Origin of the sequence: Streptomyces sp. NBC_00310, from assembly GCF_036208085.1 — a bacterium.
In the GTDB taxonomy this organism is placed as follows: Bacteria; Actinomycetota; Actinomycetes; order Streptomycetales; family Streptomycetaceae; genus Streptomyces.
The window spans coordinates 1,150,840-1,171,090 of the sequence record NZ_CP130714.1 but is presented as its reverse complement, the minus strand read 5'-3'; the positions used below and the strand labels follow the sequence as shown (position 1 = coordinate 1,171,090).

General features: G+C 75.0%; 11 protein-coding genes and 1 pseudogene. 3 read left to right on the top strand and 9 right to left on the bottom strand.

Annotated features, from left to right (window positions below; genetic code table 11):
* Window positions 1-175: 175 nt before the first annotated feature.
* Complete coding sequence (locus OG202_RS05125) at window positions 176-754, top strand: TetR/AcrR family transcriptional regulator (RefSeq protein WP_443052212.1); 579 nt, start codon at window positions 176-178, stop codon at window positions 752-754.
* Window positions 755-1,002: 248 nt separating this feature from the next.
* On the opposite strand, the gene OG202_RS05120 is transcribed toward OG202_RS05125, so the two are convergent.
* From OG202_RS05120 to OG202_RS05105, 4 genes are all read right to left on the bottom strand, one after another.
* Window positions 1,003-1,857 carry an SDR family oxidoreductase gene (locus OG202_RS05120; RefSeq protein WP_327731175.1) on the bottom strand — a complete coding sequence of 285 codons (855 nt, stop codon included), beginning with the start codon at window positions 1,855-1,857 and terminating at the stop codon, window positions 1,003-1,005.
* A gap of 52 nt (window positions 1,858-1,909) precedes the next feature.
* Window positions 1,910-2,053 (bottom strand): hypothetical protein, encoded by a 144-nt coding sequence (locus OG202_RS05115; protein WP_327731176.1) that lies wholly within the window; start codon window positions 2,051-2,053, stop codon window positions 1,910-1,912.
* A 330-nt stretch (window positions 2,054-2,383) separates the two neighbouring features.
* Window positions 2,384-4,696 (bottom strand): ABC transporter permease, encoded by a 2,313-nt coding sequence (locus OG202_RS05110; RefSeq protein ID WP_327731177.1) that lies wholly within the window; start codon window positions 4,694-4,696, stop codon window positions 2,384-2,386.
* Entirely contained in the window at window positions 4,693-5,178 is a 486-nt protein-coding gene (locus OG202_RS05105) for an ABC transporter ATP-binding protein (RefSeq protein ID WP_405959691.1), read from the bottom strand. The genes OG202_RS05110 and OG202_RS05105 overlap by 4 nt, the downstream gene beginning before the upstream one ends.
* On the opposite strand from OG202_RS05105, the gene OG202_RS05100 reads away from it, so the two are divergent.
* Window positions 5,177-6,103: a sensor histidine kinase gene (locus OG202_RS05100; RefSeq protein WP_327731178.1), complete on the top strand. Its 927-nt coding sequence runs from the start codon at window positions 5,177-5,179 to the stop codon at window positions 6,101-6,103. The genes OG202_RS05105 and OG202_RS05100 overlap by 2 nt on opposite strands.
* A pseudogene (locus OG202_RS05095) lies at window positions 6,100-6,812 on the top strand (response regulator). Before OG202_RS05100 ends, OG202_RS05095 begins: the two are co-directional and overlap by 4 nt.
* Window positions 6,813-6,952: 140 nt before the next feature.
* Here OG202_RS05095 and OG202_RS05090 read toward each other — a convergent pair.
* From OG202_RS05090 to OG202_RS05070, 5 genes are all read right to left on the bottom strand, one after another.
* On the bottom strand, window positions 6,953-9,055 hold the full coding sequence (locus OG202_RS05090) for a hypothetical protein (protein ID WP_327731179.1): 2,103 nt from the start codon (window positions 9,053-9,055) through the stop codon (window positions 6,953-6,955).
* Window positions 9,052-12,963: a vWA domain-containing protein gene (locus OG202_RS05085; RefSeq protein WP_327731180.1), complete on the bottom strand. Its 3,912-nt coding sequence runs from the start codon at window positions 12,961-12,963 to the stop codon at window positions 9,052-9,054. The genes OG202_RS05090 and OG202_RS05085 overlap by 4 nt, the downstream gene beginning before the upstream one ends.
* Window positions 12,960-14,120, bottom strand: a complete 1,161-nt coding sequence (locus OG202_RS05080; protein ID WP_327731181.1) for an ATP-binding protein — start codon at window positions 14,118-14,120, stop codon at window positions 12,960-12,962. The genes OG202_RS05085 and OG202_RS05080 overlap by 4 nt, the downstream gene beginning before the upstream one ends.
* A gap of 82 nt (window positions 14,121-14,202) precedes the next feature.
* Window positions 14,203-19,116: a DNA-binding protein gene (locus OG202_RS05075; RefSeq protein WP_328222326.1), complete on the bottom strand. Its 4,914-nt coding sequence runs from the start codon at window positions 19,114-19,116 to the stop codon at window positions 14,203-14,205.
* Window positions 19,113-19,979: a DUF4132 domain-containing protein gene (locus tag OG202_RS05070; RefSeq protein WP_327731183.1), complete on the bottom strand. Its 867-nt coding sequence runs from the start codon at window positions 19,977-19,979 to the stop codon at window positions 19,113-19,115. The genes OG202_RS05075 and OG202_RS05070 overlap by 4 nt, the downstream gene beginning before the upstream one ends.
* Window positions 19,980-20,251: the final 272 nt, after the last annotated feature.

The window sequence follows — 20,251 nt, the reverse complement described above, 5'->3', positions numbered from 1 at the left end:
TCTCCGTCACGCCAGATCGATCACCATGGCGACGGTTCTCACGTGACGATGGTTCTCACGTGACGACGGTTCTCGCAGCGGTGCGCACCGTGAGAGCGCGTCCGCGCTGGTCGCGGCTCGCGGTAAGGTATGCCTAAGTAGACAGGTGTGCGTCAGTGCGAGGGGAGGGCGAGTGGTGTCGACGAGTCAGGCGGCCCAGCGGTCCGACGCGCAGCGGAATCGTGAGCGCATCCTGGAGGTGGCGCTGACCGAACTGTCGCGTTGCGCCGACGTCCCGCTCAGCACGATCGCCAGGAAGGCGGGAGTCGGGCAGGCCACCTTCTACCGCAACTTCCCCAACCGTGAGGCCCTCGTCCTGGAGGTGCACCGCCAGGAGGTGCGGCAACTCGTTGACAGCGCCGACGAGTTGCTGCGCACCCGGGAGCCCGACCAGGCCCTGCGGGAATGGATGGACGGCCTCGCCCGCTACGCCACGGCCAAGGCCGGTCTGGCGGACGCGCTGCGCCGGGCCACGGCCGCGGCGGGAGGCCCGGCGAAACCCGGCTACCCGCTCCTGGTCGCCGCGGTCGAACTCCTGCTTGAGGCCAACCGTGAAGCCGGCACCATCCGCCCGGGCGTGACCGCCGACGACTTCGTCCTCGCCATCGCCGGCATCTGGCAGCTGGACCCCCAGGGTGACTGGCGACCCCGAGCCGCCCGCCTCTTCGACCTCGTCATGCGCGGCCTGCGCACGGGAGCCCCCGGACGGACGTGAGGTCGTCGCGCGGCGTTCGTGCCGCTTCAGGACCGGCTCGGGCGCGGCGGACGACGTACGGCGGGATGCCGCCGCGGCGGAGAGGGACGCGGCGAGCCCTCGGTGAAGTCCGGCGGCAGCATCCCCCTACCGATCAGGTTGCCGGCGGCGACGCCGAAGGCCGGGCCTCGTGTCAGGTCGAGCCGTCGTCCGTCGTCCGTCGTCCTTCGTCCGGGGGCTGGGGTCCGGGGGCCGGGTCCGTCACATCGTCAGGGGAGGGTACGGAGGACGTCGGCGAGGGAGCGGGCGGGGTGGCCGGTGAGATCGGGGACGGCGCTGCTGACGCCGTCCATTTCGCCGGTCGCGATGGCCGTGTAGGTGGAGACCCAGGCGTCCACTTGCCAGGGCGGGGCGCCGTAGGAGGCACGGGAGGCGTACGCCTCCTCGATCGTCTCGGGGTGGTAGCGGACGGGGCTCCCGAGGTGCTCGGAGAGGATCGCCGCCGCCTCGTCCAGCGTGAGCGACTCGGGGCCGGTCAGGTCGTAGGTCATACCGGCGTGGTCGGCGGGCCGGGTCAGGACCGTCACCGCGGCGTCGGCGATGTCGTCCCGGGAGACGAAGGCGGCCCGCCCCTGCCCGGCGGGACCACGGATGACGCCGTCCTCTCCGGCCAGGTGGGGAATGACCTCCGCGTAGAGGTTGTCGCGCAGGAAGGTGTGGTCCAGGCCGCTCGCCCGGATGCGCTCCTCGGTGTGGAAGTGGTCGCGCGCGAGGGTGAAGGCGGCCTCGGGCGCGGCACCGAAGAAGGACACGTACACCAGGTGCCCGACGCCCGCCTCCACGGCCGCGTCGACGAAGGCCTTGTGCTGGTCGACCCGGTCGGCGCTCTCGGAGGCGGACACCATGAACACGGTCCGCGCACCGGTGAGGCAGCGTACGACGGCGTCACGGTCGCCGAAACCGCCGGGGAGCACCGTCGCGCCGGGCAGCTTCGGTGCCCGCTCGGGGCTGCGCACCAGCAGCCGCTGCGCTTCGCCCCGCTCGGCCAGGAGGCGGGCAACACGCCCGCCGAGGTGTCCCGTGGCTCCGGTGACCGCGATCGTCGCTTCCGAGAGTTCTGTCATGGGTGCATCACGTCCTGAGGGGTCGATGTACTCCGGGCACGACCGCGCGTCCTCACGTGGCGAGCGTGCCCAGAAGCAGGTCCGCCCCGAACGGTACGGCCAGGACCGGGTCCCCGAGGTCGGCGGGGGCCTCCGGGTGGTCGGGACTGACCCGCACCGGATGCACCCCGGCGGTGTACCGCACGGCGTTCTCCATGGGCCACCTGATCACGCCGGGGTATGGAAACCGGCGCCGGTCTCCAGGACGAGCTGACGGGCGGTGCCGGGCGCGTCGCCGCGCCGGTGGATCAGCCGGTCGTGCGCGGCGTCGTTCTGGACCGTCATCTGCCGAGATCCTTTCGATCCTGGACGGGGGCGCGGGGCACGGGGCACGGGCCACGGGGCACCGCAGGCGGGTTCCCCCTCGACCCGGGGTGGAGAGCCGCCGGGGCGCGGGTCTGATCGGGACCGGGTGAGGGCCGGAATCCGACAGGCGCCGTCGCCCTGGATGCTTCCAGGCGGCTCTCTCACCCGATGAGGTGCCGCCTCACTCGTTGTGCAGCACCTCCGCGATCGTGAGCCGCGCCGCGCGGCGTGCCGGGACGTACGCGCCCAGGACGGCGATGACGAGGCCCGCGAGGGCGAGGCCGGCCAGGGCCGGGGCGTGCCAGACGTCCGTCATGTACGAGGGCAGGGTGATGTCGACCGCGTCCGCCATGCGCGGTACGACCAGCTGATGGCCCGCCATGCCGAGCGGGATGCCGAGGAGCGAGCCGAGGGCGCCGAGCAGTGCCATCGAGGCCACCGTCATCACCGTGACCTGGCGTGGTGTCATGCCGATCGACTTGAGCATGCCCAGGTCGCGGCGGCGGTCGCGGGTGTTGAGGACGGCCGTGTTGAACACGCCGAGGGACGCGACCACGGCGAGCAGGAAGGTGAGTGCGGTGGCCGAGCCGATGATGGTCCCGGTGACGGAGTTGGCGCCGGTCGGCGACGGGCTGAGCCCCGGGTCGGCCGCACCGGCCGCCCGCGCGTAGGCGTTCTGGTCGGCGCCGTCACGGAGCTTGACGTGGTAGGCGATGGGCTTCTCCCGCGGGGCCACGGACCCCATGGTCGACCAGTCGACCACGACGACACGGGCGTTGGTCTCCATGAACTCCCCGACGACGACCACGTTCGCACCGCGATCGCCCTTCTCCACCCGGAGGTGGTCGCCGACGCGCAGCCCGTTCCGGCGCAGGAAGGCCGATCCGGCCACGACCTCACCGGTGCCCCGGATCCAACGGCCCTCGGTGAGCACGCTGTCCAGCTGTGACCGGTCGCCTCGGCGGGCTTCGAGCATCAGCTTCTCCGCGGAACCCGCCAGGCGGGCTTCCGTGTTCGCCCTGGCGGTGACCTCGCGCGCGTCGGGCAGTGAGCGCAGCAGGGAGTGCAGTTCGAGGTCGTCGTGGTCCGGCTTCCTCTCCTTGCCGTTGTCGTACCTGCCCACGTAGACGGTGACTTGGTAGGCGTCGCGGCCCGCGTTGCCGAGCCGGTCCATCGTTGTGGCCAGGCCGGTCGCGAACGTCACGGTGGTCACACCGAGGACCACGGCGGCGAGTGTGAGGGCACTGCGGCCGGGGCGGGCGAACGGCAGCCCCAGACCCAGGCTTACCGAGCGCGGCAGTCGGCTGGCCGCCAGCCGGCGCTGGACGCCGAGCGCCCGACCGGCGCGCGGCGCGCTGCCCGCGCTGATCGCCCGCGCGGCGGACAACCGGTGGGCGCGCACCGAGGGCGCGAGCGCGGCGAGGAGGCACACGGTGGGCATGCCGGTCAGAGCGAGCACGTTCACCCAGGGAGCGAGCGAGACACTGCTGTGGAAGACCCCCGCGTCCGGTCCCGTGAACGCGAACCGGAGCAGGGGCCGTGCCGCCAGATTGCCCGCGACGGTCCCGAGCGCGCAGCCGAGCACCGCGGGGACGGAGATCATCACGAGGTAGACGGCCACCACCTGTCCCGGCGTGAACCCCAGTGCCTTGAGGATGCCGATGTGCCGGAAGCCGGAGATCACCGCGCCGCTCACCACATTGGCGACGATGAGCACGGCCACCACGATGCCGAGGACGCCGAAGGCCAGCAGATAGGGGGCGTACGCCCGCGCCGAACTGCCTATCTGCTCCCTGAGGGTGAGGTACGACCGTGAGCCGGTCAGCGCGTTCTTCGGCAACTCCTCGGTGACCGTGGCGAGGTGCGTGCGGAGCCGGTTCTCCGACGAGGCGTCCGTGAAGCGGAACAGCATCTGGGTGGCGGTGGGGTTCAGGGCTGCGATCTGCCCGGGTGCCACCCAGGCGTCGGCGGTCCGGCTCAGGTCGAAGACGAAGCCGACGACGGTGAGGGCCGGACCCGAGGGCACCCGGAGCTTCTTGCCCAGGTCGTCCGCCGTCCGGTCCGACGGCCGGTTGAGGACGACCTCGCCCGGCCCGGTGGCCCAACGGCCCGCCCACACGTCCAACCGGTCCACCGGGCCGCCGGGTTCGGACCGGCCCATGACGGTGAGCTCGCCGCCGAGGCCGAAGTCCATGGCCTCCCTCGGCAGCTCCACGGTGGCCTGGGCGAAGGGACCGGCGGTCGCCGCCACACCGGACTGCCGGGCCGCCCGCGTCAGTCGGCCGTCCGAGACCTTCGCGGGATCGAACGCGGCGATGACATGCGGGCCGCGCTGCTCGCCGAAGGCCTTGTCGAACGGGGACGAGGCCGCGTCGACCAGACCGAGCGCCACCACGATCGCCGCCGTCGAGGTCAGCGTGACCAGACCGATGACCAGCGTCTGCAGCCTGCGCCGCCGTACCGCCGCGCGCGCGGCGCGCCACACCGCCCTCATGCGGACGGCTCCAGGGTGTGCTCGCCGGTCACCCGGCCGTCGGCGAACTCGACCAGACGGCTGGCACAGCGGCGGGCCAGATGCTCGTCGTGGGTCACCAGGATCAGCGTCTGGCCGATCTGGTTGAGGTCGAGCAGCAGGTCCATCACCTGTTCTCCGGACCGGCTGTCCAGCGCGCCGGTCGGCTCGTCGGCCAGCAGCAGGGCCGGCCGGTTCATCAACGCCCGTGCCACGGCGACGCGTTGTCGCTCGCCGCCGCTGAGGACCGCCGGGTAGGCGTTGCGCCGGTCGGCGATGCCGAGCTCGTCGAACAGTTCCAGCGCGCGGCGGCGGGCCTGCCGGGACGGGGTGCCGGTCAACTGGGCGGCCAGCGCCACGTTGTCGAGCGCCGACAGGTCGTCGATGAGCATCCCGGAGATGCAGGGGCCCGCATCCCTGGGCCGATGCGGAGCGGCGCACCGGTCTGCGAAGGTGAACCCCATGTGGGAGTGGGGGGTTGACGCGACGACAGCGGCGTTGGCGGTGGCGTGCGCGGTCGCGGCCTGGCTGGCGGTGGAGCTGGTGCGTACACGGCGGCGCTGGCAGAGGGCCGTGGGCGAGCGCGGCTGGTTGCTCGAACGGGAGCGGGAGAGTGCCGCGTCGGCCGCGGTCGTGGCCGAACGCGACCGTATCGCGCGGGAGTTGCACGACATCGTCAGCCACAACGTCAGCCTCATGGTGGTCCAGGCGGGGGCGGCCCGCGAGGTGCTGGGCACCATGCCGGACGAGGCCGCGGCGGCGCTGCTGGCCGTCGAGGACGCGGGGCGCGGCGCGATGACCGACCTGCGGCATCTGCTGGGTCTGCTGGCGCCCTCGCAGAACGGCGAGGAGACGGAGGAGAACATGGCCGGGGACGGGAACGCGGTGGTCGAGTCCGGCGCGGGCCGACTCGGCGGCGACTCGGCCGACTCGGGCGAGCTGGCCGAGTTGGCGCCACAGCCCGGACTCGACCGGCCCGGCCCGCTCGTCGACCGGATCTCGTTCGCCGGTCTGCCCGTCGAGGTACGGATCTCCGGTGACCCGCGCCCCTTGCCGCAGGGCATCGACGTGACGGCGTACCGGATCGTGCAGGAGGCGCTCACCAACGCGCTCCGACACGGCGACGGCGGCAAGGCCGAGGTCACCGTGCGGTACGCCGACCACGCGCTGCGCGTGGAGGTGCTGAACACCGGCCCCAGCGTGCTGACCGGCGGCGACCCCACCCGGCCGCACCCCGCACGGACCGCCCCGCGCCACCGGGACGGCACCGGGCGCGGGCTGCTGGGCCTGCGCGAGCGGGTCGCCGTGTACGGCGGCGACCTGGACGCCCGACGCCGTCTCGGCGGTGGCTACCGGGTCCGGGCACGTCTCCCTCTGGACCGGCCGTGACGGCGGCGGACACGGTCTCGGCGCCCCGGGTGCTGGTCGTCGACGATCAGACGCTGATCCGGACCGGGTTCCGGCTGATCCTCACCGCCCGGGGCATCGAGGTGGTGGGCGAGGCCGCCGACGGTGTGGAAGCGGTGACGATGGCCCGCGAGCTGGAACCCGACGTGGTGCTGATGGACATCCGGATGCCGAACATGGACGGTCTGGAGGCCACCCGCCGCATCCTGGACCGTGCCCCGGAGTGCCGGGTGCTCATGCTCACCACCTTCGACCTCGACCGCTACGTCTACGCGGCCCTGTCCCTCGGCGCCAGCGGCTTCCTCCTGAAGGACGTCACCCCGCAGCACCTGGCGGCCGCCGTACGGCTCGTCGACACCGGTGACGCCCTCCTCGCCCCCACCATCACCCGGCGACTGGTGGAGCGCTTCGCCACGGAAGCCGCCCACCCGGCCGTCGTGCACGCCGACCTCCAGACCCTGACACCCCGCGAACGGGAGGTCCTGACCCTCCTCGGCCGCGGCCTGTCCAACGCGGAACTCGCCGTCGAACTCACCCTCAGCGAAGCCACCGTGAAGTCCACGTGGCCCGGATCTTCTCCAAGCTCAACCTGCGCGACCGCGCCCAGGCCGTCGTGATCGCGTACGAGAAGGGGCTGGTCAGAGCCAGCGACTCCGGAAGCGGCGGGGAGCGCCGCGCCGGGTCCGGGTGATCGGGGATCGGTCGGCTGCGCCACGTCTGGTCCGGGCTGCTTCAGCCACACGCCCGAGGCTCCCTCCACGGGTGGCGGAGCCCGTGGAGGGAGCCCGTCGCGGGAGCCCGTGGAGGGCGGCCGTGGAGGGAGGCCGACGGTCAGGCATCGGAGGGCTGGTGCCGCCAGGTGGCCTGGACCAGGGCGCGTTCGGTGCCGGCCAGGTAGACCGCGGTGGCGAGCCAGGCGCGGGCGTAGCGGTCCGGGTCGGGGTCGGTGATGCGGCCGAAGACATCGCGGGAACGGCGGTCGGCCTCCGCGGTGAGCGCGGTCGCCAGGTCGGCGGCCGCCCGGAACCCGCTGCGCCGCAGGGCCGCGCCGCCGCCGTTCCGGTCGCCGTCGCGGGCCGGCTCGGCGACCGCGCGGCGGCCCCCGGAGACGGCGACCTCGACCAGCCGGCGCAGTCGCCACAACGGGGCCTCGGCGAGCGGGTCGGCCGGGACGCCGGCGAGGCCGGCGAGGCCGGCGAGGCCGTCCACGGTGGGCAGGGCGTCCGGCGGCGGGAAGTGCGCGCCCTGGAGGCGGTCGTAGCCCAGGTCGGCGTGGCCCTGCCAGTCGTCCGGCAGCCGCAGGGTCGCCTCCGCGTCCGGGGCCGGGCCGATCGCGAGGGGGCGGAGCGTGGCGGCGCGGTCGGGTTCGAGGCGGCCGAGCACGCGCAGCCGCAGACCGGGCCGGGCGGCGAGCTGACGGAAGTTGGCGGTGTGGGCGAGGTCGGGGTGGCCATGGGCCGGTGTCAGCCGGACGAGGAGGCCGTCGTCGGCCGAATTTCCGGCGGAGGACACTTCGCGGGCGAGCAGGTGGTCGCCCGCCGCGCCGACGAGGACCAGGTCGCAGCCGATCAGCCTGCGCGCCGTCTGCTCCGCCTGCTCGGGGTCGGCGCCGGGGCTGCCCGTCAGCCGTTCCGCGACCGCCTCCGCCAAGGGACGCGTGAACAGGGCGGCCAGCGGCCCCGACGTCCAGGACAGACCGGCGAGCGGCGTGGCCCGCACACCTTTGCCGGAGCCGAGGCGGCCGTCCGGTGAGAGCGTGGCGCCGGAGATCAACAGTCCGCCGCGGGAGAGCTGGGCGTGGTCGAGGGTCCCGGAGCCGAGGGCGACCGTGGCTGTGGCGGCACCGCGGGCGCGGGCCGGGCCCCCGGGCTTGACGTCGGCGATCGAGAACCAGCCCCCGTCGTCGGAGACGAGATGGGTGACGACACCGCCGTATCCGGTGGCCGAGATCACCGGCTCCCGGCACACGCCGTGCACCCGCAGGCTGCCGCCCGGCCGGTAGGCGCGGCGGGCCGTGCCGACGAGGGCGGGCTCGGGGTCCGCCGCCGACAACAGGCCGGTGGTGAGCAGCAGTTCGCGCAGGTTGGCGACCAGGTCGGCCAGCCGGTGGCCGTCGTGCCGGGCACGGGCGCCCCGCAGCCCGCGCACGACCCGCAGGGCGGCCGCCTCGGCGCGGTGCAGCCCGGCGAGCCGGGCGGTGTGCGCGGCCCGCAACAACTCCGCCTGCGGCACCGCTCCCGCCGCCGGGACTCCGGCGGCGAGCACGGCCGCGGTCGCCGCCCAGAGGCCGGCCGCGGCGGCGACCTGGGCGGGGGTGGGGGGTTGGGCTTCGGTGGTGCGGGGCGCGTCCGTGGTGCTCTCGCCGCGTCCCGTGCCGCTGGTGCTTCCGGAGCCGTCGGAGCCCTGGGCGCCGGTGGTGCCGATGGGGTCGGCTCCGGCAGCGCGGGTGGCTCCGACGGCGTGGAGCGGAGCTGTGCCCGCGATCGGTACGCCGGCTTCGACGGGCTCGCCGGTCGCCGGTGTGCCGATCGCGCCCGCGGCTTGCGGGCCGTCGGCCGACGGGGCCTCACCTCGGCTTCCGTGAAGACCCGTTGCCGTGCCGGACGGTCCGGGCTCGGTCTCCCCGTCGGCGTCCGCGTCGGCGTCGGCCACCGGGCAGGCGCTCAGGACGGCGGCGCGGTGCAGACAGCGGGGTGCGAGCAGGCAGCTGCACACCGCCCGCTCGGCGTCGGTCACCGTGCCCGTAGGTCCGGGCGTGAGTATCACCTCGGCGTCCTCGCCGGCCCGGACGCGCAGGGCGCCGCCGTCGACGGTGACGGGCACGGCCGCGTACGTCTCGATCGCGGCGTCCAGCTTCTTGCGCAGCCGAGAGGTCAGGCTCTCGACGGCGGCGGCCACCACGTCGGGTGCCGCCGGGGGCAGTTCGGCGTTCATCGGGTCTCTCCGCGGAGGCGGTCGCCCACCCAGCGGGCGAGGGCGAGGGGACTGAGGGCGGCGACCGGCATACCGGCCGCGACGAGCTGCTGGGCGACGGGCACCGAGTAGCGCGGGGTGCCGGTGTCGTCCAGGGCGGCGCAGCCCATGAGGTGCACCCCGGAACCCGCGAGGGCCCGTACCTCGCCGAGGAGCCCGCCCAGCGGATACCCCTCCTCGAAGTCGCTCACCACCACCACGAGGGTCCGGCTGGGCACGGTCACCAGGGAACGGGCGTGCGCGAGCCCCGCCGCGATGTGGGTGCCACCACCGACCCGTACCTCCAGAAGCAGCGACAGCGGGTCGTCCACCCGGTCGGTCAGATCGATCACGTCGGTCGAGAACGCCAGGAAGTGCGTCGACAGCGTGGGCACCCCGCCCAGGACGGCCGCGGTCAGCGCCGACCAGATGACGGAGGCCTCCATCGACCCGGACACGTCGACGACGAGGACCAGCCGCCAGTCCGCCTCCTTGCGGGACCGGGTGCTGAACACCGGCCGCTCCGGTACGACCACGGTGCGGCCGTCCGCCGTCCGGCGTGTGTGGGCCAGGTTGGCCCGCAGGGTGCGGGGCAGGTCGAGCCGGCCGCCGGGGCGGCGGGTGGGGCGCGGAGTCGCCAGACCGGTGAGCGCCGGGCGCATACGGGTGGCGAGCTCCTTGGCCAGCTCGTCGACCAGACGCCGTACCAGCGGGCGCAGCCTGGCCAGTTGCTGTTCCGGCATCCCGCCGGCCAGGGACAGCACGGAGGACAGCAGGTCGACCGACGGGCGCACGGCCTCGGGGTCCAGCTCGGCCAGTACGTCCGTACGGCCCTGGTCGGCCGCCCGTGCCAGCACCTCCTCGCGGACCTCCGCGCCGAACAGGGCGTCCAACTCCTCGGCCCACTCCCGGGCCGTGGGGAAGGACGCGTCCTGGCCGCCGCCCCGACCTCGCCCGCCGCCCCGGCCGAGGTCCGAGGAACCCTCGCCGCGGCCGGTGCCGTACAACTCGTCCAGCGCGTGCGCGTAACGACGGGCGCCCTGCGGCAGCTTCTCGCTCTCCCGGCCGAGGAGCAGCCGCCAGCGGTCGGTGGGGGTGAGGTGGAGGAGGGAAGGGGGCGTGACGGGGGGCGTCTTCGCAGGACGGGGGGCCGTCCGAGGAGTCGCTGCGGCAGGGCGGGACGTGCCGACGAGGACCGGAGCGCCGGTGGCCTCGGTGATCACCGGGGCCTCCGGGACGCCGGTGCTTGTGGGCGGCTCCACGGTGTCCGTACCGGTCGGCAGCCGCAGGGAGTCGACCGCCGCCAGGCCCGCCGCGTCCGCCGCCGTCCACAGGGCGAGGAGCGTCGGTGAGGCGGTGAGGGACAGGTCGAGGCGGTCGCCGAGACGCTCGGTCACGGTGTCGAGGAGGCGGTCGCGGCCGGCCGGGGTGAGCGTGTCGAAGCCGCCGCGGAGGGCGGGCAGCCGGTCCAGGAAACCCTGGTCGGTGAGCGTGTCGATACGGTCGAGCAGCGGATCCAGCGCGGTCGGCGCGGACTGAAGGAGCGGGGCCGCACCGCTGAGCAGGCCGGTGAGTCGGCGGGCCAGCGCGAGGCGGCCTTCGGGGCCGGTGGCCGTGTCGATCCAGCCGGCGGCACGCGCGCCGAGGACGTCGGCGGCGTCGAGGTCGAGCAGGACCCGGGCGGCCAGGGCGGCACCCTGGATCAGCGGGGAGCCGGTGCGCGCGAGCGTGCCCAGGGCGTCGTCCATGCGCAGGCCGAGGCGGTGTTCGCCCGCCCGCGAGGCGAGCGCGACGAGCGCGGCGGCGTCCTCCGGTTGGTCGCTGCCCGCGAGGCCGGGCAGCGCGCGGACGGCTGCCTCCAGGAGATCGACGGCCAGTTCGGCGGCCGACCGCCTGCCCTCGGGCGTGGTGCCGGGCAGATGGCCCCGGCGCAGCGCCTCCAACAGGTCGAGCGCTTCGAGGAGTTCGGGCAGCGTGGCCGCGGCGGGGAGCACGGCGGCGGCGTCGGCCAGCCGGTCGGCGACCAGCGCGGGCAGGTCGCAGCGGGCCGCCGCCCGGAGCCCGGCGAGAACCAGGGCACAGGTGGGCCCGCCGTCCGAGGCCTCCCGGCGGAAGGTCTCCCGCAGGGTGCCCTCGGCGGCCAGGGCCGCCGTCACGCCCCTTATCCCGGCCAGGTCGAGCCGTACCGGAACCGCGGGCGTCCACGACAGCCGCCACCGGGTGGTGAGCGCCGTACCGTCGCCCGTGCCCGCCACCTCCACGGCCTCGCCGTACCCCGCGCCGCACACCGCGAGGCGCTGGAGCAGGATCTCGCGGCGGCCGTCGAGGGCGGAGCGGAGCAGGTCGAGCCGGAGTTCGCGCGCGGCGGGGTCGTCCGGGCCGGGCAGCCGCAGCGCGACCAACTCCGCCTCCACGGACGGGCCGAGACCGGAACGCGGCGTGCCCGGCGCGATCCGGCCCCGGTCGGTGCCCACCAGGACCACTTCGAGAGCCCGGGCCAGGGCCCGGCCACGGCCGAGCGGCTCGCCCTGGCCCATCACGGCCGTCAGCGCCTCCAGCACCTCGCCCCGGCCGGGGGCCGCGAGCCCCCGGAGACTGGCCAGGTCGCACGCCATCCGCAGCGTCTCGGTGGCCTCACCCGTCCCCGCGGTGTGCCCGGCCGCGCGCAGCTCCCGGCACACATCGGTGATCGCCCGCGCGGCGGTGCCGTGCAGCAGCTCGGGATCGCCCCCGGCCGTGAACACCGCCTGCTGCCAGCGCGGGTCCCGGATGCCCGCCGGGTACCCGGAACGGGAGTCCAGCAGGTCGAAGGCGTACGGCACGAGCGAGGTGACGACCGGCGGGTGCTCCCCGACGAGCCCTGCTCCCCGGGCCCCGGGCGAGGCGCCGACGGCGAGCGGGGCAGATGCCGCGCTCTCGGCCCCGGCACTGTCGGCGCTGGTCCCCACCGCTCCGGCCACGTCCGTCAGCGCCGGGGCGTGGAACGCGCCGATCACCGCCGCCACCCGGCGTCCGCCCGCCGCCGCGCGGGCGATCGTGTCCCGCATGTGGGCCTCACGGGCCAGGTCCACCGGCGGCACGCCGCCCGCCGACTCGGCGTCGCGACGCAGCGCCCATCCCACGCCGAGGGCGGCTCGGCGGATCGCTTCGGGGGCGCAGCCGGGGGCGAGCACCTCCACGCAGCGGTCCCACAGATCGTCCCCGTCGCGTCCCGTCCCGGCGGCGGTGAGCGCGGCCGCGAAGGCGGTGGGCGAGACGAGGGGAGCGGCATCGGCGAGTGCGCTCCGCGTGTCCCTGGCCGGGCCGGGCCCGTCCGCGGCTTCCTCAGGGCGGTCGGCGGCCGCTCCCGGGCGACCCGTGTCCGACCGCGGGCGGCCCGCGCCCGACTCCGGATGGTCGGCGTCCGCCCCCGGCCCGCCCGGGCCGGGGGTCGGCCGGGCCGTGTCCTTCGACGGTCCGTCCGGGCTCGACGCCCGCCCGTCCGCGCCCGCCCCCTGACGGCCCGCGCCCGACTCCGCTCGGTCCGCGCTCCACGCCGGATCCGACATCGGCAGATCGCAGCACACCACCTCCACGCCCCGCTCACGCGCCCAGCGGAGCGCGGCGAGTTCGGGGGAGAAGTCGGCGAACGGGTAGAAGCCGAGCCGTCCGCCCTCACTCGCCCCGGCCAGGGCGACCGGGGCGAGGGTGCCCGGGGCGGCGAGGTGGGGGAGCCAGCGCTGGAAGTCGGCGGGGAGTTCCACGCAGACGACCTCCGCGCCGGAGGCGTCCAGCAGGGCGGGCACGGCCGAGGCGAGGGCCGGGCTGTGGTGCCGTACCCCCAGCAGATACGGCAGCCCGGAGTCGGCGAGGGCCGTGACGGCCGCCCGGGGGTCCTGAGTGGTCGTCACCGAAGGTTCTCCCGCAGGTCCCAGAGGCGACGCCACATCGCCGAGCCGTCCTCGGCACGGCGGCGCACCGGACCGTCCCAGTAGCCGAGGAGCCGGGCGTGGTCGGCGGGATCGTCCTTGCGGACCACGCCCAGGAGGTGACCCGGCACGAGGTCGAGCGCGTCCCCGCCGGGCAGGTACGCGGCGGCCACCCCGAGCGAGGCCGCGACCTGCACGGCCTCGGCGGTGGACATGACCGTGCCGGGCCGCTCCACGTCCCAGCCCTCGGCGGAGCGCCCTTCGCGCAGATCGCGGAAGACGGTGACCAGCACGTCGAGCACCGCGTCGTCCACGCCGAAGGCCGCGCCCGCCCGCTGGACGGCCGCCTCCGCCTGCCGCCGGACCAGGGCCGTCTCGGCGTCGACGTCCGCGATCGGGTGCACGGTCTCGAAGTTGAAGCGGCGCTTGAGCGCGGCCGACATCTCCGAGACCCCACGGTCGCGCAGGTTGGCCGTGGCGATGACGGTGAAACCGGGCGCGGCCGGGACCTGGGCGTCGTCCGTGCCGGACAGCTCGGGCACGCTCACCCGGCGGTCGGACAGGATCGACACCAGGGCGTCCTGCACCTCGGGCAGACAGCGGGTGATCTCCTCGACCCGCACCACCCGGCCGGAGCGCATGGCGCCGAGCACCGGCGAGTCGACCAGCGCCGCGGGGGACGGGCCCTGGGCGAGCAGCAGGGCGTAGTTCCAGCCGTAGCGGAAGGCGTCCTCGGTGGTGCCGGCGGTGCCCTGCACGGTGAGGGCGCTGGTGCCGCTCACGGCGGCCGACAGCAGCTCGGAGAGCATCGACTTGGCCGTACCGGGCTCGCCGACGAGCAGCAGCCCGCGCTCACCGGCGAGGGTGACCACGCACCGTTCCACCAAGGCGCGTTCGCCGACGAACTTCGGCGCGATCACCAGCTTGTCGGGCAGTGTCTCGTGCGGCTTGGCCAGCTTCAGCGTCTCGCCGCCGCTGCCGCAGACGAAGGTGACCACGGAACGCGGCGTCAGGCGCCAGCCGGGCGGGCGCGGGCCCTCGTCATGGGCGGCGAGGAAGTCGAGTTCGGTGGCGTGGCGCTCCTCGGCGGGCAGGGTCTGCCGGGCCGGGAGGGCCGTCGCCGTGTCGGTCGGGGTCATGAATGTCCTTGCTCGGTAGGTCCGTCGGTCGTGGATGGGGAGGGAGGCCGGGGGCGCCCGGTGACCGGGCGCCCCCGGCTCCTCAGCGGCGGCGGCCCCGCCGCACCTTCAGCTCCTCGAACCGGGGCGCGTCGCCGTCCTGGATCCGCTGCCAGGCCCTGCGGTACAGGTCGGCGGCCGGTTCGGTCGGCACGATCACGCCGAACGTCGCGTGCTCGTCGCTCATCAACTCGCCGAACAGCGGCAGCTTCCACCGCTCCAGCGGCAGTCGCGGCGCCTTCGGGTCGGCCCAGGCGCCGGGCAGGAAGAGCGAACGCCCGGCCCGGGTACGGCTGGCCTCCACCACCAGCTCGCCCCCGGCCAGTTCGGCACGGGCAGCCTTGAGCCGGGCCGGCTTCCACCCCGTCCAACGGGCCGTCATACGGTCGGTGGGGTCGGGCATGGCGAGCAGCATCAGATAGAGCGTGGCGGCGTCCTCGCTCACGCCGTACTCCTTCGCCACCTCCGTCACCAGCTCGGGCACGGAACGGCTCGGGTCCTGCGGCCACCAGGTGCCGTCCACGCCGCGCTCGCCCGCCGCCGGGTCGCCCGGGTCGGAGAGGAGCGCCGCGTACCGGGGGTCGCGGGCCAGGCGCAGGGCCACCTCGGCCGCGAAGGGCTGCTGGTCCTCGACGCGCAGCGCGGGCAGATACGGGTCCTGGCCGGCCTCGTCGAGCAGGGCGACCCGGAGGCCCGGCGCCGGCTGGTCGTCGTGGGTCGCCAGGATGACGGCGCCGTACCGCTCGAAGCCCTCGCCGACCTCGGTCGGGTGACCCGCGGTCTTCCGGAACCGGGAGAGGCCGATGTACCGCCCGAGGTCCAGCACCAGCCCGGGATGGGCCAGCCGCTCGCGTACGGCGGTGAGCGCGGCGGGCAGCGCGGCCCGGAGCGGATCGCCGGCGGGCAGCCGGTGGGCGAGCCAGGCGGCGAGGCCGACCGAGCCGACCAGTGTGTCCGCGGTGAACCCGACCGCGTCGTCGCCGACGGGCCGGACCCGGTCGCCGTTCACCGCCCACTCCAGATCCCGGGTGAGCCGGGGCTCACCGGCCGGGTGCAGAAGTGCGGGCAGGGCGCTCCGCACCGGCCACGGGGAGTGCTTGACCGCGCGGATCGCGTCGCCGAACAGCTCCTCGGGGACGGCTGTCCGCCGGCCCACCTCGCTGTTCCAGACCTCGGCCGCGGCGGCCACGTCCGGCCCCTCGGTCCACAGCCGGGCGGGGTCGGCGGGCAGCAGCGCGGCCACCACCGCGGAACGGATCCCGCCGTCGACGCCGCGCAGTTCGTCCTTGGCGACGGCCGCCGGGGCGGCCTTCACCCCGAGGGTGCCACGTGCCTCCGTGGTCAGGAACGTGCGCTCGTAGACGTCGATCCGTGGCAGCCCGGCCACGATCAGCCGGGCCATCGTCTCGGTGACGCCGGTGCGGCGCGCGAACTCCTCGGCGGCCTCCGGGAACCAGGGCGCCGGTCCGCGCGCGGCCAGCTCCGAGAGGAACGCGCCGAGCCGGGCCGCTTCCCCCTTCCCGCCCAGCGGAGAGGACTCCCGGAGCGTGTACGGCTCCGGTGCCTCGAACCGGCCCGCCGGGTCGTGGAAGAACCCGGTGAAGGCGCAGCCGTCGTCGTCCAGGGAGCGGCGTCCCACGATCGCGACGAAGGCGCCGCCGCCCAGCGGCAGCAGCCCGTTCCACGAGCCCTCGCGCCACTCGCCCGACGGGGTACGCAGCTGATCGGCCGTCAGGTGCAGGACCACCTTGCGCCACCGCTCGGACGCGGTGCCGACACCGAGCCCCAGCGCTTCGAACCGGTCGAGCAGGGCGCGCAGCGCCTCCCGGTGCTCCTCCGCGGTCGTGCCGGCCGCCGCCCGGAAGGCGATGGCGGCCACGCGGTCGGTCAGCGACGCCAGTTCCGGGTGCCCGGTCGGCAGCCCGGGCCCGTCCAGGTGGAGGCGCACGGTCGGCCCCTCCGGCGCGGCGGTACCGGGGAGGAGCCCGGCCGTCCTGGTCATCGCACGCAGGGTGCGGAAGACGGTGTCGGCCTCCGCGTCGCGGTTCCACCAGGAGCGCGTCGACTCGCCGAGGCCGCTCATCGCGTCCTGGAGCACGGTGTCCGCCGGCCCGGCGGGCCCCTCCAACTCCTCCACGCCTCCGTCGAGCGCCCGGGTGAGGCGGGCCGCCGCCGCGTCGAGGACCGCCTGCTGGCCGGCGGCGTAACGCACGACTCCGGCGATGCCCGCGACGAGCGCGTCATGCGTGACCGGCAGGAGGGCGCGGATCGCGTCGGGCAGCGCCTCCTTGTCGTCCTTCGCGGCGGCCGCCAGGAGGGCCGCCGATGTCCCCCCGTCGATGCGGCGCAGCGCGGCGGAGCCCTCCGGGTCGCGCGCCGTCATGCACTCCCAGAACTGCACCGGCGGCAGCAGCAGCGTGCCCTCGCCGAAGACGCCCGGAGTACGGTCCGTCTTCGCGACGGAGGTGACGACGCCGTCCGTGTCGACGACTTCGAGCTGCCAGCCGTTGCGGACGACGGCACGGGCCCGGTCGGCGCCCGGGAACACGACGAGCGCGGACGGCCTGCCCCGGCCCGCGGGCAGGGTGACGGAGTGCCCGGCGAGATCCTGGGTCCGCCGGGAGCCGTCGGGCAGCTGGACCGTGCGGATACCGACCACGCCGTCCACGGGCGCGGAGACCGGCGCGTGGCCGACGGTCGGCGAGGGGCCGAGCCATCCGCTGTCGAAGGCGCTGCCCTCGGGGGCGTCGCGCAGCGCGTCGGCCAGGAAGGCGGGCATGCTCATGCGCCCGCGCTTGCCCGACCCAGGGTCGTACTCGTACCAGCCGTGCGTGTCCTGCTCGCCCTCCGCGTGCCACACCCAGTACGAGGCGCCGTCGAAGGCCAGCCACCGCTCGTCGGGGATCGTGGTGTCCCCGACGTGCAGGACGCCCGCGCCGGTGGTGCGGCCGCCGCCCGGCAGGGGCAGGGTGAGCTTCAGGTCGGCCTTGTACCAGTCCATCTCCGTGCCCCGCGTGCCGCCCGGGCCCTCCATGGTCTGGGGGTGGTCGGCGCGGGTGTGCCAGTAGCCGCGCAGGCCGCCGTTGCGGGACCGCCAGTAGACGAGCAGTTCGCCGTCCACGTGGTGGAATCCCGGGTCGCCCCACTTGTCGTCCGCCGGGATACGCAGGTCGTGCGTGAGGAGCGTGCCCTCGGCGCCGATCACGCGGGCCTGTGCGGCGCCCGCCACGACGAGGTGCGGCCAGGCGTCGGCGACGATCAGGTCCTCGACGTCGTCCTTCGGGACGAGGCCGGCGGTCGCGTCCTCCCAGGCGGGCCAGCCCAGTTCGTCGAAGAGCCCGGCGCGCAGCGTGCGCGACAGCACCGGCGCAAGGTCGGTGGCGACGGCCGCGCGCACCTCGTCCTCGGCGAGCGCCAACGCCTCGGCGGGCAGCCACTTCAGCCGGGTGAGCGCGTCGGGCAACTGGGGCAGACCCACGGCGGCGAACCGTCGGACGACCCCGCTCACCCACTCCGCCAGCAGCGGGCGCCCGCCCGGCGACGCGGCCAGCACACGGATCGCCCGCCGCCCGGAGTCGTCGTCGCTGAACCGGTCCGCACCTCGCTGGAAGGCCTCGTGGAACCGGGAGTCGGCGGTCAACGACAGCAGTTCGCGGTGCCCGTCACCCGAGGCCCACTGCTCCAGCGGCAGCCCGTCGCCCTTCCCCGGGGCGGCCACGGGCACGTCCAGGGACAGCAACAGGTCCATCAGGTCGATGTCGTGGGTGACCTTCAACTCCCGCCCGGACGAGGAGAGTTCGGTACGCAACTGGTCCGCCGCCCGCTCCACCAGCGGGTACAGCTCAGGCATCCGGGTGGAGCCGCGCCAGGACCGCGCCCGCTCCCGGTACGTCAGGAACCGCTCCAGCCAGCCCGCCGTGCCGTCGTGCGGCCGTTGCTCCTCGGGCAGGGAGCCGTCCCACAGCCCGGCCGTGGCGCCGGAGACCCGCAACATGTCCAGCCACATCGAGGGCATGTCGTCGTCGTGGGACGAGGGGAGCGTGTCCAGCAGGGTGCCGCGCATGCTCGGCTCGCGCACCGCGAGCGCCGCCAGCGCCGTACGGTGGCCCTTCCACCAGCCCGCCGCGGCGCGCAGCGTGGAGGGCAGCACCAGCAGCTCGGCCAGATAGGCCTGTTCGGTCAGGTCCGGGTCCCGGCCGGCGGCTCGCGCCAGCCGGCGCAGATCGCCCGCCATCTGCGCCGACGGCGGCAGACCGCCCGCCGTGCGACGCAGGCACAGTGTGGTGAAGCGCCGCAGCGCCTCCTCGGCCGGGACCCGCGCGGCCAGCTCCTTCGCGTACGCCGACAGCACCTTCACCGGGAGCGCCCCGGCCAGCGCGAACTCCAGGAACACGGCGTCGAGCCGCTCCTCCTCGACCGTCAGCCCGTGCTCCGCCTCGGCCTTGCGGGCGCGGGTGAACAACTGCGCCGCGTAGGTGGCGTTCTCCTCCTCGAGGAACACCCGCCCGGCCTGCTCGTAGAAGGTCGGCAGGAAGTGCGGCACCGACGCCGCCAGCCGCTCGCCGAGCTCCAGGTAGGCGTCCATGGCCAGCTTCGGCTTGGTCTTCGCCTGCCGGGCCGCCCGCTCCAGGTCCGGCACGACGCCCAGCGCGTGGTGCCCGTCCGCCGGGTGGTGCACCAGCACCCACTCGGGGAACCCCAGCGACTGGCGCAGCCCCAGCCCCACGACCGCGGGCTCCGCGTCCTGCTCCAGACCGAGGAACCCGGCGGCCAGATCCTCCGCCGCGCCCAGCTCCCCGGCGACCAGCCGCACGACCACCCGGTCGTCCAGGCCCGGATGACGGTACGTCCGTGCGGTCAGCGGCACCGCCCGCTCCCCGGCCTCCTCGGTGTCCGGCGGCAGCACCCCGCCCGCCGCCAGCAGTTCCTCGTACGACACCCGCGTCCCCCCGCTCATGCGTCCTTGCCCTCCTCGATCACGCGCCCGGCGTACAGCGCCGCGGCCATCCGCATCCCCTCCGACCAGGCGACCGGGCCCACTTCGCCCAGTGGCAGGGCACGGCCGTCCTGGTCCTGCCAGGTGAGGCCGCCGGTCTCCACCTCGTCGTCCCAGTACGGCTCCCCGATCCACACGGAGGCCTCGACGGTGCGCTCGCCGTCCCGGACGCGGGCGGTGGCGTAACCCCCGGAGACGCGGTACCCCAGTGAGGTGGCGCGCGCGGCGAGGGCGAAGCGGGAGCGGAACTGTCCCCCGGTGAAGTCCCGCACCTGCGTGGCCTTGGCGGCGAGGCCGTCCGGCCGCCGCCAGGTCGCCCGGTGTATCTGCTCGACGCGCTGGACGATGCCCAGCTCCGCCGCGAACTCCCGGATGTCGTCCAGGTCCGGCAGCAGCACCGGGTGAGGCAGGGTCACCGTACGCGGGGAGAGGCGGACCGTCTCACCGTCCAGGTTCACCACCCGCAGCTCGCCGGAGTCGGTGGCGCCCCGCAGGAAACCGACCTCGTCCGGGTCGTCGCCGACCACCGCGAGGTCGCGCAGTGCGGCCTGCCACGCCTCGTCCGGCCACACCCGGGCCAGCAGACCGGTGGGTACGGGCAGTGACGACACCATCCAGGCGTCCACCTGCGTGACGCACGCCGCCGCGTGCCGATCCAGCCACTCGGCGAACCGGCGCAGCCGGTCCACCTCCGGGTGGTCCTTCAGTGCGCGCGGCAGTGACTTCAACTGCCGTCCCGCCGCCCGGCCCGAGGTGGCTCGCGCCGCCACCCGCCCCTCCACAAGGGCGACTTCATACCCGTCACCCGCCGACAGCCAACCCACGCTCCCCAGCCCTCCGCGTCAGTTCCACAAGAAGAAAGCACAGTTCAGCCGGGGAATCCCGGCCCAAGTGCGACCATGTGCGGAACGCTAGCGGCAGGCACTGACAATCGGTCCGGGAGCCTCCGCGCGAGCCCCCTGCGGCGCGTCGGGAACCCCGACGACGAACGGGCACGCGAGAGGATCCCTCCGGCGTCCGGCAAGCCAATCGAAGCGAGCACGCCGACGCATCCGTAGACCTACGTAACCGGAGTACGTATTACCGGCCAGTCGCC

Coding starts and splice junctions, on each gene's coding strand:
- OG202_RS05080 (WP_327731181.1), bottom strand. CDS start 14,120: ATGACCCCGACCGACACGGCGACGGCCCTCCCGGCCCGGCAGACCCTG.
- OG202_RS05115 (WP_327731176.1), bottom strand. CDS start 2,053: ATGGAGAACGCCGTGCGGTACACCGCCGGGGTGCATCCGGTGCGGGTC.
- OG202_RS05120 (WP_327731175.1), bottom strand. CDS start 1,857: ATGACAGAACTCTCGGAAGCGACGATCGCGGTCACCGGAGCCACGGGA.
- OG202_RS05090 (WP_327731179.1), bottom strand. CDS start 9,055: ATGAACGCCGAACTGCCCCCGGCGGCACCCGACGTGGTGGCCGCCGCC.
- OG202_RS05100 (WP_327731178.1), top strand. CDS start 5,177: ATGTGGGAGTGGGGGGTTGACGCGACGACAGCGGCGTTGGCGGTGGCG.
- OG202_RS05110 (WP_327731177.1), bottom strand. CDS start 4,696: ATGAGGGCGGTGTGGCGCGCCGCGCGCGCGGCGGTACGGCGGCGCAGG.
- OG202_RS05075 (WP_328222326.1), bottom strand. CDS start 19,116: ATGAGCGGGGGGACGCGGGTGTCGTACGAGGAACTGCTGGCGGCGGGC.
- OG202_RS05105 (WP_405959691.1), bottom strand. CDS start 5,178: ATGGGGTTCACCTTCGCAGACCGGTGCGCCGCTCCGCATCGGCCCAGG.